This is a genomic window from Undibacterium sp. SXout20W (assembly GCF_049340285.1).
Classification (GTDB): domain Bacteria; phylum Pseudomonadota; class Gammaproteobacteria; order Burkholderiales; family Burkholderiaceae_D; genus Undibacterium.
This window is the reverse complement of sequence record NZ_JBMPPH010000002.1, coordinates 38,924-53,026: the sequence shown is the minus strand read 5'-3', so window position 1 is coordinate 53,026 and position 14,103 is coordinate 38,924. Positions and strand designations below refer to the sequence as shown.

At 47.0% G+C, this 14,103-nt stretch carries 10 protein-coding genes; 2 read left to right on the top strand and 8 right to left on the bottom strand.

The window, feature by feature from the left end:
• Positions 1–5 precede the first annotated feature (5 nt).
• On the top strand, positions 6–350 hold the full coding sequence (gene hpf, locus ACO0K1_RS01905) for a ribosome hibernation-promoting factor, HPF/YfiA family (RefSeq protein ID WP_423022125.1): 345 nt from the start codon (positions 6–8) through the stop codon (positions 348–350).
• A gap of 162 nt (positions 351–512) precedes the next feature.
• Positions 513–1,607: an enoyl-CoA hydratase/isomerase family protein gene (locus ACO0K1_RS01900; RefSeq protein WP_423022123.1), complete on the top strand. Its 1,095-nt coding sequence runs from the start codon at positions 513–515 to the stop codon at positions 1,605–1,607.
• A gap of 227 nt (positions 1,608–1,834) precedes the next feature.
• Here ACO0K1_RS01900 and ACO0K1_RS01895 read toward each other — a convergent pair whose 3' ends face one another.
• The 8 genes from ACO0K1_RS01895 to ACO0K1_RS01860 form a co-directional block, all read right to left on the bottom strand.
• Positions 1,835–2,563, bottom strand: coding sequence for an ABC transporter ATP-binding protein (locus ACO0K1_RS01895; RefSeq protein WP_423022121.1), 729 nt, complete (start codon positions 2,561–2,563; stop codon positions 1,835–1,837).
• 10 nt (positions 2,564–2,573) lie between these two features.
• Positions 2,574–4,538 carry an ABC transporter permease subunit gene (locus ACO0K1_RS01890; protein WP_423022119.1) on the bottom strand — a complete coding sequence of 655 codons (1,965 nt, stop codon included), beginning with the start codon at positions 4,536–4,538 and terminating at the stop codon, positions 2,574–2,576.
• A 9-nt stretch (positions 4,539–4,547) separates the two neighbouring features.
• A complete protein-coding gene (locus ACO0K1_RS01885; protein WP_423022117.1) occupies positions 4,548–5,438 on the bottom strand; it encodes a branched-chain amino acid ABC transporter permease in 891 nt (296 codons plus the stop codon).
• 199 nt (positions 5,439–5,637) lie between these two features.
• Positions 5,638–6,795, bottom strand: a complete 1,158-nt coding sequence (locus tag ACO0K1_RS01880) for an ABC transporter substrate-binding protein (RefSeq protein WP_423022115.1) — start codon at positions 6,793–6,795, stop codon at positions 5,638–5,640.
• Positions 6,796–7,414: 619 nt separating this feature from the next.
• Complete coding sequence (locus tag ACO0K1_RS01875; protein WP_423022113.1) at positions 7,415–8,125, bottom strand: DUF4197 domain-containing protein; 711 nt, start codon at positions 8,123–8,125, stop codon at positions 7,415–7,417.
• A 75-nt stretch (positions 8,126–8,200) separates the two neighbouring features.
• Complete coding sequence (locus ACO0K1_RS01870; RefSeq protein ID WP_423022111.1) at positions 8,201–9,355, bottom strand: deoxyguanosinetriphosphate triphosphohydrolase; 1,155 nt, start codon at positions 9,353–9,355, stop codon at positions 8,201–8,203.
• 2 nt (positions 9,356–9,357) lie between these two features.
• Positions 9,358–11,010 (bottom strand): bifunctional shikimate kinase/3-dehydroquinate synthase AroKB, encoded by a 1,653-nt coding sequence (gene aroKB / locus ACO0K1_RS01865; protein WP_423022109.1) that lies wholly within the window; start codon positions 11,008–11,010, stop codon positions 9,358–9,360.
• Between the two features lie 78 nt (positions 11,011–11,088).
• The gene (locus tag ACO0K1_RS01860; protein WP_423022108.1) at positions 11,089–14,019 is read right to left on the bottom strand and encodes a beta strand repeat-containing protein; all 2,931 of its coding nucleotides are present in this window, start codon (positions 14,017–14,019) and stop codon (positions 11,089–11,091) included.
• Positions 14,020–14,103 lie beyond the last annotated feature (84 nt).

Genomic DNA, 14,103 nt, shown 5'->3' with positions numbered 1-14,103 from the left:
ACAGTATGAATCTCACCATCAGTGGACATCACGTCGAAGTAACTCCTGCAATTCGCGAATACGTACATACCAAGCTGGAACGAGTCCGGCGTCACTTCGATCAGGTCATTGATATTGCCGTCATCTTGACGGTAGACAAGCTCCGGGAGAAAGAGAAACGTCACAAAGCCGATATTAATCTGCACATTAGCGGAAAAGATATTCATGTTGAAAGTCTGGCACATGATTTATATGCAGCTATCGATGCACTGGTAGACAAACTGGATCGTCAAGTGATTAAACACAAAGACAAAATCCAGGAACACCACCACGATGCCATCAAACACATGCCAGATCCGGCTTCGGCATAATTGCCACCTCCTGATTTATCAGGAACACTAAAACAAGGACGCTCTATAGCGTCCTTTTTTATTTGTTTCAGGATCAAAACTTTGCATTTCTAAAAGTCGTGACGACAACTCAAGTGAAGCATAAAATAGATGCTTCAACACGATCATTTTATTGGTACTCCTATGAGCGAATTCGTCGTCACCTCAGTTAAAAATCATATTGGCTTCATCACACTCGACCGCCCCAAAGCACTCAACTCTTTATCACTCGATATGGTACGTGCCATCACTGCCAGCTTGCTACTATGGCGTGACGATGACGATGTTCGCGCTGTGTTCGTTCACAGCAGTAGCGAAAAAGCATTTTGTGCAGGTGGTGACATCCGATTTTTTTATGATGTTGGCACTGCGACACCAAAAGGTGATAGTGCGCTGTTGGAAGATTTTTTTACTGAAGAATATGCACTTAATCATTTAATTCATTTTTATCCAAAACCGTATATTTCCCTGATGAATGGGGTTGTTATGGGGGGTGGCATGGGCATCGCACAAGCTGGGCCTGATTGTTCATTACGAATCGTTACCGAGCGCACTAAAATGGCAATGCCTGAAGTCAATATTGGTTTATTTCCAGATGTGGGTGGCGGCTACTTTTTGTCTCATACACCAGGACAAATCGGCACCTATTTAGGCTTAACAGGCGACATCATCGGTGCTGCCGATGCACTCTATGCGGGTCTGGCGGATGTGTTTATTCCAACATCTGAAATCCCTGCCCTGATAGACTTCCTAGGTAATAACGAAGCGGCAGATCTGCGTAAAGCAATTCACGAATTTGCATGTCCTTATGCAGCACAGGTTGAGCCTTCGCATAGCAAACTTGCTACACAGCGTGCCGAGATTGATACACTATTTTTTGGCGATAGCGCTAAGGACATCACTCAAAGGCTCGAAGAGAGCGATAGCGCCTTTGCTCAGACCACTCTGGCAACGATGGCTAAACCCTCGCCTTTACTCATCAGTGTCACTTTGGAACAACTGCGGCGCAGCGCTAGCATGTCGGTCTCAGATTGCCTTCGCATGGAAAGAACGATGGTGCGCCACTGTTTCAAACATGGTGAGGTTTTAGAAGGTGTACGTGCTTTGGTCGTCGACAAAGACAATCAACCGCAGTGGTCTCCAGCCAATTTATCGGACGTCACGCGCGAGATGGTATTGGACTTCTTCTCACCCGTATGGCCAGCATACGCCCACCCATTGCGCTCGTTAATCGGATAAGCAGATAAGCGGTTGAGCGGTTGAGCGGGTAAACGGGTCATTGAGTTATAGCATCATGCCTGTATGAATTGACATTGGTCGTTAATACCAAATCAGTCATCGGGTTAGCGGTTGCGCTAACCCTTACCTTCAGTGACACGACGACGTAGCGACATAAACTAAAGAAGGAACGATTGTTCCATTCCCGCCGCCAACAAGCGGGAACGCTACCGCAAGATGCCAGAACATCAATGCTGCGCATTTCCTCCCAGATACGCCGCCTTCACTGCCGGATCATTCTGCAAACTCGCCGCCGGTCCATGAACTGAAATCCGCCCATTCTCCAGCACATAACCGTAATCAGCAACCGCCAACGCGGCAGCGGCAAACTGCTCGACCAGCAACATCGTCATGCCTTCTTGTTTGAGACGCTGAATAATCCGGAACACTTCATCCACCAGAATCGGCGCCAATCCCATTGACGGCTCATCGAGCAAAATCACTTCCGGATTTAACATGACCGCACGTGCCATCGCCAGCATTTGCTGTTCACCACCCGACAAGGTACCAGCAAGCTGATCACGACGTTCACGCAAGCGAGGAAACAACTCCATCGCCTTTTGTAAATCCGTGTCGATATCGCCACGGCTACGCGCGCCTGTAAAACGAGGAAATGCACCGAGCAATAAATTGTCTTTGACCGACATCGTGGCAAACACCCGTCGACCTTCTGGCGAATGGGCCAGACCAGCGCGGGCAATTTTGTGCGAATCAAGTCCGGTAATGTCTTGCCCTCCAAGATGGACGCTGCCTTCTTTCGGCTTTAACATGCCCGAAATCGCGCGCATCGTTGTCGTTTTTCCTGCACCGTTCGAACCAATCAGCGTCACCACTTTGCCTTTTGGAACAGACAAAGAAATACCATGCAATACCTGCACTTTACCGTACGCGGCGTGTAAATTTGAAATCTCTAACATATGGTTCTCCTTACGCCGTTGCTACTGGATGGGCTGTGCCACTCAACTCTTCGCTGACGCTTCCGCCAAGGTAAGCCTCAATCACTTTTGGATCCGCCTGGACTTCGGCTGGCTTGCCTTCACAGATTTTTTGACCGAAATCGAGAACCGTGACAGTATCGCAAAGCGACATGACCACGTCCATATGATGCTCAATCAGAATAATCGTGATGCCGTGTTCGCGGATTTTACGAATGATAGCGATCAGCTCTTTAATGTCCGGCGCTGTCAGACCCGCGGCAGGCTCATCAAGCAATAGCAATTGTGGATTCAAGCCTAAAGCGCGACCAATTTCCAGCAAACGTTGCTTACCGTAAGGAAGATTCCGTGCCTCTTCATTAGCCAGATCAGATAAGCCAACAAAGTGTAAGATGCTCGCCGCGCGTTCTCTTGCGGCACGCTCTTCACGCAGATAACGTGTTGTATGCAGCATCGCATCAAACACGTTACTACGGAAGGTGCTATGCAGACCGACCAGGACGTTTTCAGTGGCCGTCATTTCACCAAACAACTGCACATTCTGGAACGTCCGCGCAACACCACCCAAAGCAATGGCAGATGGCGTTGTACCTGAAATGACGCGTCCTCCAAATTCAACCACACCATCCGTTGGTTTATAGATACCGGTTAGTACATTCATCATCGTACTCTTACCGGAACCATTCGGACCAATCAATCCATGAACCGTGCCTTGGGCGATTTGCAAATCAACGTGGTTCAATGCTTTCAAGCCACCGAACTGCATCAACAACTGGCGGGCACTCAGCAATACGCCGACACGCTCACCACCGGCATTAGCAATCGCCAGAGACTCATTCACTGTCGTTCCATCAGTGCGAGCGATCAGGTGGCGGGGGCCTTTGCCAAACATCGCGCTCACAAATCCTACGATACCGTCTTGCAGGTAATAGACAACAAACAAGGTCATCAGACCAAAAATAGTCAGACGCCAGTCAGTGATATTTTCCAGCTTGTAGGAAAATAGCGCCATTCCAATGGTTGCCACAACTGGCACGGCAATCTCACGCACCGATTTACGCTTTTGTACCAGGGAGATGCCAGCGCCAATGACAGCGATCGCGGCAGCAGCAGTAGAAATCTGACGGAACAATTCAATATCAGCAAGCAATGAAGGCAACATCACCACAATAAATGCGCCCAACAATGAACCAATACGGCTCTTACGCCCGCCCATAATAACTGCCAACAAGAACAAAATAGTCAGCTCAAAATTGTAGGTGTTTGGAGAAATATATTGTTCAGAATACGCATACAAACTACCTGCCAGACCTGCTAATGCAGCACTAATCACGAACGCATAAACTTTGTAACGATAAACGGAAACACCCATGCAATCAGAGGCAATCGGGCTATCACGCAAGGCCTGAAATGCTCGCCCAAGGTGAGATTGCAGTACGCGATGAACAACCACTAAGGCCACGACCATCAAAATAGCAACGAGATAAAAGAATGTGGTCTCATCCATTTTCTGACCAAACCAGCCTGGTTTCGTAATTTGAATGCCCATTGGACCTTCAGTTAAAAAACTCATCTCGTTAATCAGAATTTGCGCGATCGTACCAAACGCCAAAGTCACCATCGCCAGATAAGGCCCAGTTACCCGCAATGCTGGCAAGGCCATCACTGCGCCAAAGGCAGCTGCAACCACAATACTGGCTGGTAACGCGACAAGAATCGGCAAACCAAGCTTTAGGTACAGGACGCCTGTGGTGTAGGAGCCGATGCCAAATAAGCCAGCATGTCCTAATGAAACCTGGCCGGTATAACCCACCACGATATCCAGACCAAATAACAAGATTGCGTAAATTAAGATCGTTTCTGCCAGATGCAGATAATACGGATTGTGCATAAACACCGGGAACAAACCGAGTGCTGCCACACCGATGATGGAAAGTGCTAAGGTCTTTTTATTCATGATCTCTCCTTATACTTTCTTGATTGCTGTCTTACCGAACAAACCGGCTGGTTTGATCGCCAACACGAGCAGCAGCAAAACGAGTCCTGGAACTTCTTTATAGCCAGTTGAAACATAAAAGCCAGTCAATGTCTCCGCAATGCCCAAGATAAGTCCACCAACGATCGCGCCGACGCCGGATGTCAATCCACCGATAATCGCCACGGCAAACGCCTTCAAGCCCAACGATGAGCCCATGGTTGCGCCAGTCAGTGTCAAAGGTGCGACGAGAACACCTGCAAACGCTGCTGTCGCTGACGACAAGGCATAAGAGAAGGTGATGACCATGCTCGTGTTAATACCCATCAGCCCAGCCGCATCACGGTCATTCGACGTTGCCACAACTGCCTTACCATAAATCGATTTACGGTTAAACAATTCCACCGCCAGCATTATCGCCAGAGCACCGACGATCACCACGATTTGCATAGGCTGTACATTTGCGCCGAAAATCTGGAATGGTTGCGCTGATAAGGGAGACGGGAACGTCAGATCGTCTTTGCCCCAGATATTTTCGGCGACATTTTTAAAAATAATTGCCATCGCAATGGTGGACATAATCCAGCCAAATTCTGATTTAATTTTGATCGCTGGTCGTACAGCAATCCATTCCACGACAACGCCTTGTAATCCGCCGAACAGGATCACCAAAGGGATCATCAGCCAGTAGTTCATGTACGGTCCGCCATGGATATTACCCACCAGACTCAACCCCACCAATGCACCCAACATGAGCGATTCGCCTTGCCCAAAGTTCAGTGTGCCTGACGTAGCAAAAGTGAGTTGATAACCAAACGCGATTACCGCGTAAATCATGCCAAGGGCGATGCCACTAAACACGAGTTGTAATAGGATTTCCATTTTTATTACCCGAATGGAGTGCATCAATCCAGACGTGAATCCGCCCTATCTTCGCGACACTAAGTATCGAAGATTGACGAACCAATCAGAACGGATGCGGTGTGTAGAAAAGGGTCAGGTGCCTGCGATATGTTCTTGCAAGTCACCTGATTCCGGTATTACTCATTACTCAGTAGTACACTTTAATAACTGAATTGTCTTATTTGACTAAGACGATGTGACCATCTTTTGCTTCGCCCATCACAGGCATACCAGCTTTGATCGCTTCATGGTCATCATGGGTGAATGGTTTTACGTAAGTTGTCACCACACCTTCGACTTTTTCATTCAGATTTTCTAAGGCTTCACGCACCTTTGGACCATCTGTTGTGCCGGCTTGTTTCATCGCAGCGGCTAACAAATAAATCGAGTCATAGCCTTGTGCAGCGGACACAGGAGATGGGATACGATCGATTTTATAGGCTTTTTGGTAGGATTCGATAAATGCCTTACGCTTAGGTGTGTTCGGATCCTGGATAAACGTCTGTGGCATGCTGGCGCCATCACCGTTTTTGCCTGCGTTATCGAGGAAGTTACCCATAGATAAAGTCCAGCTACCGATCATTGGTACTTTCCAGCCCAGTTTTTCCATTCCGTTGGCGATCTGTGCCAACTCTGGCCCGATACCATATGTCAGGATCGCTTGTGCGCCACCTTGCTTCGCTTTGAGCAACTGTGCGGTCATATCCACGTCTTTGATATTGAATTTCTCAACAGCGACCGGTTTAATGCCTTTTGCATTCAGCGTGCGTTCCAAATCTTCACGACCTAACTGGCCGTAATTGGTGGAATCAGCAAGAATCGCAACTTTAGTGAATTTACGTTTGACAATCGCTTCATCGACAATCATTGCTGATTGCACTGTATCGTTCGCCGCGTTACGGAAAATATAATTTTCAGTAAACTCAGGTCCAACGAACTGCTTTGTCACGATAGAACCCGTCGCCACGTTGTTCATGACTGGGATTTTGGCGTTTTGATAAAAACGCTGTGAAGCAATCGCCACGCCAGTATTGGCATAACCGACCGTAGCAACAACACGCTCTTTGTTAATCAGTTCTTGTGCGACTTGCACACCACGTTCATTTTTTGCTTCATCATCACGTTCCACTACTTGTAATTGGCGTCCAAGAATGCCGCCCTTTGCGTTGATCTCGGCAACGGCCAGTTTCACGCCGTCGCGCATCGACACACCCATCGGCGCAGAACCGCCAGTCAGTGGACCCGAGACACCGATTTTGATCGGCTCAGCGGCAACACCTGCAACTGACCATGTGATCAATGCAGAGGCAATCAAGGTTTTCATTTTGTATGACATGTTGGTCTCCAGATTATTGATTTAATTTTAGATCTTTAATTTTGCTGAACTGAACTTGCAAATATCTTTGTGGCGTTACTTGTGGCGTTACTTGTGGCGTTATTATTCACGCTCTTATGTTTTATTGTTTGAGCTTGTCGTGCTACAGAAGTCGATATGATTTATGTTAATCATTTATGACATCACTACACTCAATCCATAAATTAACAGATATTTTAATGTTGCATCGCAACAGGATCTACTTAAGTGAAACTACGCAATTGCGCCTATTTTTGGGGAATGTCGTTGGATAAATCTCTGCCCGGCGATGCTTTTTTGGTCGTGGTTTTGCTGCTCAAACGTGGTTAATTTACGATGCAATTAACTTTGCATAAGCGCGCCTCATTTTTACCATTGACGCAAAAGTTAAAATGCAAAAGATTGTAATACGATGAAAATTTGAAACACTCGGATGTGGAGAATTAAACACATCGGCAGGCTGAAGGTAACTTGGGTCTTGATGAGGATGCGCTGGGGCTGAAGCGCCCCAGAGGTTTACTACAAAGTCATTTTTTGTCGTATTTAGTTGGATTTAGTTGTATTTTGTCGCACTTGGTCGTGCAAGGTGTTTAGCTTGAATTTACTTCAACAAACCAAATACCTTGCTAATTGCAGCACTGCCAGCACCAACTGGATCGCGACGGATTTCTTTTTCTTCTTCGCCTATCATCAAAAACAGACCGTCTAAGGCTTTTTGCGTTACGTAGCCTTCAACCGTGGCTTCTTGTTCTGGCACAACACCAAATTTCTGTGCCTGTCCCATTACCGCATTGTATTTTGAAGCGAGGCCTGCTTTGTCTGTGACCCCTTTGACTAACGGTAAAAATTTAATCGATAGAGGTGCTGCAGTTTTTTGTTTAAAAAAATCGGTGACGGATGTTTCTCCGCCAGTCAAAATATTCTTAGCATCCGTTAAACTCATGGACTTGACTGCATTCACCAACAAGGGCTTTGCCATTGGCACTGCCGCTTCTGCTGCGCGATTCATGGAGACAACTAATTCATCAAGTTGCTGACCTTTTCCGGTCATTTTCAGAAAAGGAATTGCTTTATCGAGAACTGATGGTAATTGAATTTTTACTTTCTCATTATTGAGAAATCCATTTTCCACACCTAGTTTACTCACAGCAACCGCTGAGCCTTTGTCTAGGGCCGCTTTCAGACCAGTACTCGCATCTTGATTACTCAGATCATTGAAGGAAATCGCGTGCGCAGTCAGCGTTACCCCAATGAAGCTACAAGTCAAAATGCGCTTTGCATAAGATGAAATATACGCGTTTTTGTCAGACATGGTTGTCTCCTAAAATTAAATTAATCTACCCAAGTGGCATTATCATAATCTTATTCAGATCATCAAAATAATGACTCAAATTTCGTCAATTGAAAACAAACGCCGGTGTTCTCGGATCGCGTAGCGATCTGTCATACCAGCAATGTAGTCTGCAATTTTTCGTGCTTGTTGCGATTGCTTTTGTTGCTCATTTCTAACAAAAATAATTTGATAATCGGGCGGCAAAAGATTGGGTTCTTGCATCAGTGCATTAAACAATTCCGTAATGATGCGCCGTGCCTTTGACATCATACGATTGACTTGATAATGACGGTAAAGTTGATGATGTAAAAATTGCTTTAGTACTTTGGCTTCCTGAAATTGCTGGTCAGAAAACGCTATCATTTTCGCCATATTGCGGACATCATCCACTGACGTTGGTGCGCATTCTTGAATCAGTACAGAGGATGTTTTTATCAAATCAGTAATCAACGTATTAATCATCCGTCTGATGGTCTCGGAGATCGCACGACGTCCGGCGAGCCCGGGATAAGCAAGCTCCACCTCGGCACGATGGCGCGCAAAGAAATCGACTTCCAACAATTGTTTTTCCGTGATCAGGCCAGAGCGTAGCCCATCATCAATATCATGATTATTATAAGCAATTTCATCGGCCAGATTTGTCAGTTGCGCTTCTAATCCAGGTTGCTGTTTTTGGATGAAACGCTGTCCTATTTCGCCTAAGGTTTCCGCATTTTTCAGGGAGCAATGTTTGAGGATTCCCTCACGTGTTTCATAACACAAATTTAAGCCATCAAACGCTGCGTAACGCTCCTCTAACTTATCAACGATACGCAAACTCTGTAAGTTATGTTCGAAGCCTCCGAACGGTTGCATGCAAGCGTTCAATGCATCTTGTCCGGCATGACCGAAAGGCGTATGTCCGAGGTCATGCGCCAGAGCAATGGCTTCTACGAGATCTTCGTTAAGGTTCAAATTTCGCGCGATGGAGCGCCCTATCTGCGCTACTTCGAGACTATGGGTTAATCGAGTACGAAATAAATCGCCTTCATGATTAACGAAAACCTGCGTTTTATACTCGAGCCGACGAAAAGCTGAACAATGAATAATCCGGTCACGATCACGTTGAAATTCACTACGTGATTGAGATGCCGGCTCAATAAAAAGCCGCCCTCGCGAAGTAGCTGATTGGGCGGCATATGGTGCTAAATGATGGTCAGTAAATATCATTGCTATTCTAAAATACAGTGACGTAATGTTTCTAACAGAACCTGCTCTGGCACACTAGAAATAACCGATGTTCCCAATGGTTTAAGCAGAATAAACTTAATCTGCCCGCCTTCATTTTTTTTATCAACTTCCATCAATTCTAACCAACGTTGCTCACCGAGATCTGGTGCAACGACTGGCAGCCCGGCATTTTCAACTAACTGCTTAATCCTTGTCTTACTAACGTAATCGATGTGTCCGAGGCGAAAGGATAGTTCGGCGGCCATGACCATTCCACAGCCTACCGCTTCACCGTGCAACCAAGTACCAAAACCAAGGCCGGCTTCAATTGCATGCCCGAATGTATGCCCGAAATTGAGAATAGCGCGCAAACCGCCCTCACGTTCGTCTTGTTGGACAACATCGGCCTTAATCTCACACGACCGAGCAATCACATAAGCCAGTGCGTCGGGCTCCTTGGCCCGCAGCCTGGCCATATTTTGCTCTAACCAGGTAAAGAAGCCCGCGTCGATAATTGCACCATGCTTGATCACCTCTGCCAGGCCTGCAGACAGCTCTTTGTCTGGCAAACTATTCAACGTTGATGTATCTGCAATGACAGCCTGAGGCTGGTAAAACGCGCCAATCATATTTTTGCCGAGAGGGTGATTAATGCCGGTTTTACCACCGACAGAAGAATCAACCTGTGACAACAAGGTGGTTGGGATTTGAACAAACGGCACACCACGCATATAGGTTGCAGCAGCGAAGCCAGTCATATCTCCGATCACGCCACCGCCCAGCGCAATTAAGATTGTCTTACGATCACATTTATGACGTAGAAGATGATCGAAAATCAGATTCAGATGATCCCAATTTTTATACGCTTCGCCGTCAGGTAAAATTACTGCGCTGCATGTTTTATCGAGTGATTTAAACTGCGCCTCAAGGCGCGCCAAATAAAGAGGTGCAACCACGGTGTTCGTAACAATCACCACGTGTTTTCCGCGAATTTTCTCTGCGATGAGGAGTGAATCTTCAAGCAGCTGCTGTCCAATAGAAATAGAATAACTACGCTCACCAAGATCCAGGTTTAAGGTTTGTAGTGTGCCGTTTTTTACAGATTGCATGTCGGTTTGGTAAGGTTGAAAATCTACTTTTGTAGATGATTTGGGCAATTTATCCAAGATACTTTGCACCAGATGTTGAACATTAGGGCGACCGGTTTCGATAACCAAATGGGCTGCCTGTTGATACAAAGGATGGCGTTGAGCTTCTAGCTCTTCCAGCTTTTTACGTGGGTCAGCGGTTCGTAACAAGGGACGATTTTTGTCGTTACGAGTGCGCTGAAGTATGCTGTTGATACCAGCGCGCAAGTAGATAACGGTTCCACGTTCGTGCAAATAGCGCAGACTATCCGGGTTCAGTACCGCCCCGCCACCGGTGGCTAAGACAATATCACTCAGTGCGGTCAAATCACGAATGACATCCGCTTCTCGTTGTCGAAAACTTACTTCACCTTCTATCTCAAAAATCACAGGAATTGAGACGCCTGTACGCGCCTCAATTTCGTGATCGGAATCGATAAAACGTTTATTCAATTTTCTTGCTAAGGCCCGACCGACTGTCGTCTTGCCGGACCCCATAAGACCTACTAAAAAAATATTGCCAGACATCGCAATTTTCCTGGGCAAATTAAATTCAGCGCCTGGACACTCACAAAGTCTCCTGCACAACTTTTTGCTACTAAATTACTACGGGCATGTACCCGCTGGCTGGATAGTCATCGCACTTGCCGCCGATGTTCCTAAACTATCCTTGACAGTGATGTTCACCGTCGTATTTGCGCCTACACAACGATTACCGTTAGTACCTGTTTTAAGGATTAATGTACGGTCAGTAAAGAATGGTGGTTGTGTGGAATCCAGTATAACTCCGTTATTAGTCACAACAACACTTGCTAAATTCGCATTCGACGTAAACACTTGGAATGGCGGCACACCACCGTTTAAGGTTAAAGTGATCGGCACCTGATTAGTATCCGCAATTGTCCATGCCACTGGGGTCAGGGACATCGCTGATACTTTGGGCGAAATTGTAGCAATAACGATAGGCAACGTATTTCCTTTGCTATCGGCAACATAAATAGAAACACTAGTGTTCACATTCGCCATTGTCGCAGTAAATGTTGAATTGACTAAATTGTTAACAACATTACCAATCGTGACGCTTGAAGGATTATTTGAGGTCACTGTATATTGTGGCGAACCGCCGTTTACCGTAAAACTCAGCACATCACCGACGTAGGCCGTAGAAACACTATTAGGCGCTGCGGTTAAAGACGTAATAGTTGAAGAAACCACGGTCACACTCGTCTGTAGCGCAGTACTACCGCCACTATCAACCATTTGTACCGTTGCACTACCTGGACTGACAGGCGTCAAGGTCAAGGTGCCACCAGTTACAGTGGCAGTCACAACTGCCGCATTACCTGACGACGCAACGTAAGGGGCTGTACCTCCACCAAGAACATAGGATTGTGCGCCAGAACCGACTGTGAGAGTCACCGCGCCCGGGGCTGAAGTATAAAAAGGAATTGCCACGTTGCTACCAACGGTCACAGAAATGGTAACGGACTTGCCCGTTGAGTCAGTCACCACAATATTGGCCGTTCCCGCAGAAACACCTGTGACTGTAAATGTAGTTCCACTCAATGCTACGGTAGCAACTGCCGTTGAACTACTCACAACACTGTACCCTGGAACACCACCGTTGATTTGGTACTGAGGAGCGTTACTGCTACCAATTCCAATTTGTACGGTTGGCGGTGCGGTCGTGTATAACGCATTCGACGTACCTCCAGAGATAGTCACTGCGATTGGTGTCAAAGAACCACCGACTGCATCTTTAATCGTCACCGTTGCAGACCCAGACGAATTTCCTGTCAACTGGAAACTCGTGCCATTCACAACTGACGTCAGGACCGATGGATTACTGGTCACAGCGGTATAAGGAGCGGTGCCGCCATTGATGGAGTAGGTAGCACTGCCGGTCACGGAAAGAGTTATTGCAGCTGGTGCAGTTGTAAATAACGGTGTCGTCGATGATCCCGTTACTGTCACGCCAATAGTCACCGTCGTACCATTCGTATCAGTAATATAGATGGTGGTAGAACCAGATGCCGCCCCCGTGATGATGAACGAATTACCGCTTACGCTTGGGTATGCAACGCTACTGTTCGCACTACTTGCCGAATAGACTTGACTACCGCCACCGATGATAAACGTAGAAGAAACAGTATTCGTGCCCAAAGTAATCGCACTTGGCGCTGTGGTAAATAATTTTGCAGCAGATCCGACCTGAACTGCAATCGAGACGGATTGCGTCGATGAATCAAGCACAGTGACATTCGCCTGACCTACGGCGTTACCGGTGATAGTCAAATTACCACCAACGATCGTCGCGCTGGCAACACTATTATTACTGCTACCAACTGCATAAGGTGCCGTGCCGCCTTGAACTCTATACGCCGATGATCCACCGACCGCGACACTGATGCTATTTGAAGCGGATGTCGACAACGTACCGGCAGCCGTTCCTACAGAGACAGTGACCTGAGTAGTTGCACCTAAAGTATCCGATACTGTAATTACCGCAGTACCGGTGGCAATGCCGGTCACGGTAAATTGTGCGGAATTTACCCCAGGCGTGAGGTTGGCTGTCGCCACGCTGGAATTGCTCGATGAAACGAAGTAACTGCCGCTACCACCACCGATCTGGAACGACGAGGACGTGGATGCGAGCCCGACATTAATACTAAATGGAGCGTTAGTAAATAAGCTCGAATTTGTACCTACTTTGACCGTAATGATCACCGATGCACCGGCTGTATCCGTCACATTCACCGTTGCAGTGGATGATGTGGCTGACACACCAAGCAAGGTGAAAGCATTACCACCAGCATAGTTGACCTGAACGTTGCTCGATCCACTGCTAACCGTATAGCTACCTGTACCACCGCCAATTGTGTAGACAGATGATAAGGCGCCGACGTTTAGGTTGACTAAAGTTGGCGCAGAGGTAAACAACGTTGCGCCAGTACCTACGGTGACCGTGATGTTAACCTGTCCACCAATGGAATCAGTTACGGTTACGGTTGCAGTCCCCGCATTCACACCGCTGATAATGAATGTACCCGCATTCGGATTGAAGAGGATATTTGCAACAGCTGGATTGTTGCTAACCACGGTATAAAGACCACTCCCCCCTATAATTCCGTAAGTCGCTGATTGGGCGCCGATTAGCAGGCTGACATTAGTAGCCGCGGATGTTTTTAACGTAGCGCCAGTTCCTACTGTGACGGCAATACTGACATGTGTTCCCGCATAATCCGTCACAGTCACGGTATATGAGCCTGAAGTAGTAACCGACGCTGAAATTGTTAAAGTCGTTCCCGATACACTCACCACCAATGCAGCATTGGTACTGGTCGCAGTGTACCCCGGCACACCACCACCAATTGTATAAGTCTGAGTCTGCCCCGGTAAAATATTAACGGCCGCAGCCGAACTAGTAAAAAGAGGGACCTTCGTACCGCTAGCGCCAGGGGAACCACCCCCGCCGCCACAAGCCGACATGAGTACTAGTAGGAATAAGCCAGAAAAGATCCGGAGGAAGCGAGTCATGTAACACCTGTAGTTGAGCGAAAGCATTTAATTAATAGAATCCAAAAATAGAATCCAAAATAGAATCCAAAGTGATCAGGCTGT

Excerpts from the sequence above, each read along its gene's own strand:
- hpf (WP_423022125.1), top strand. The coding sequence starts at position 6 with ATGAATCTCACCATCAGTGGACATCACGTCGAAGTAACTCCTGCAATT.
- ACO0K1_RS01900 (WP_423022123.1), top strand. The coding sequence starts at position 513 with ATGAGCGAATTCGTCGTCACCTCAGTTAAAAATCATATTGGCTTCATC.
- ACO0K1_RS01895 (WP_423022121.1), bottom strand. The coding sequence starts at position 2,563 with ATGTTAGAGATTTCAAATTTACACGCCGCGTACGGTAAAGTGCAGGTA.
- ACO0K1_RS01890 (WP_423022119.1), bottom strand. The coding sequence starts at position 4,538 with ATGAATAAAAAGACCTTAGCACTTTCCATCATCGGTGTGGCAGCACTC.
- ACO0K1_RS01885 (WP_423022117.1), bottom strand. The coding sequence starts at position 5,438 with ATGGAAATCCTATTACAACTCGTGTTTAGTGGCATCGCCCTTGGCATG.
- ACO0K1_RS01880 (WP_423022115.1), bottom strand. The coding sequence starts at position 6,795 with ATGTCATACAAAATGAAAACCTTGATTGCCTCTGCATTGATCACATGG.
- ACO0K1_RS01875 (WP_423022113.1), bottom strand. The coding sequence starts at position 8,125 with ATGTCTGACAAAAACGCGTATATTTCATCTTATGCAAAGCGCATTTTG.
- ACO0K1_RS01870 (WP_423022111.1), bottom strand. The coding sequence starts at position 9,355 with ATGATATTTACTGACCATCATTTAGCACCATATGCCGCCCAATCAGCT.
- aroKB (WP_423022109.1), bottom strand. The coding sequence starts at position 11,010 with ATGTCTGGCAATATTTTTTTAGTAGGTCTTATGGGGTCCGGCAAGACG.
- ACO0K1_RS01860 (WP_423022108.1), bottom strand. The coding sequence starts at position 14,019 with ATGACTCGCTTCCTCCGGATCTTTTCTGGCTTATTCCTACTAGTACTC.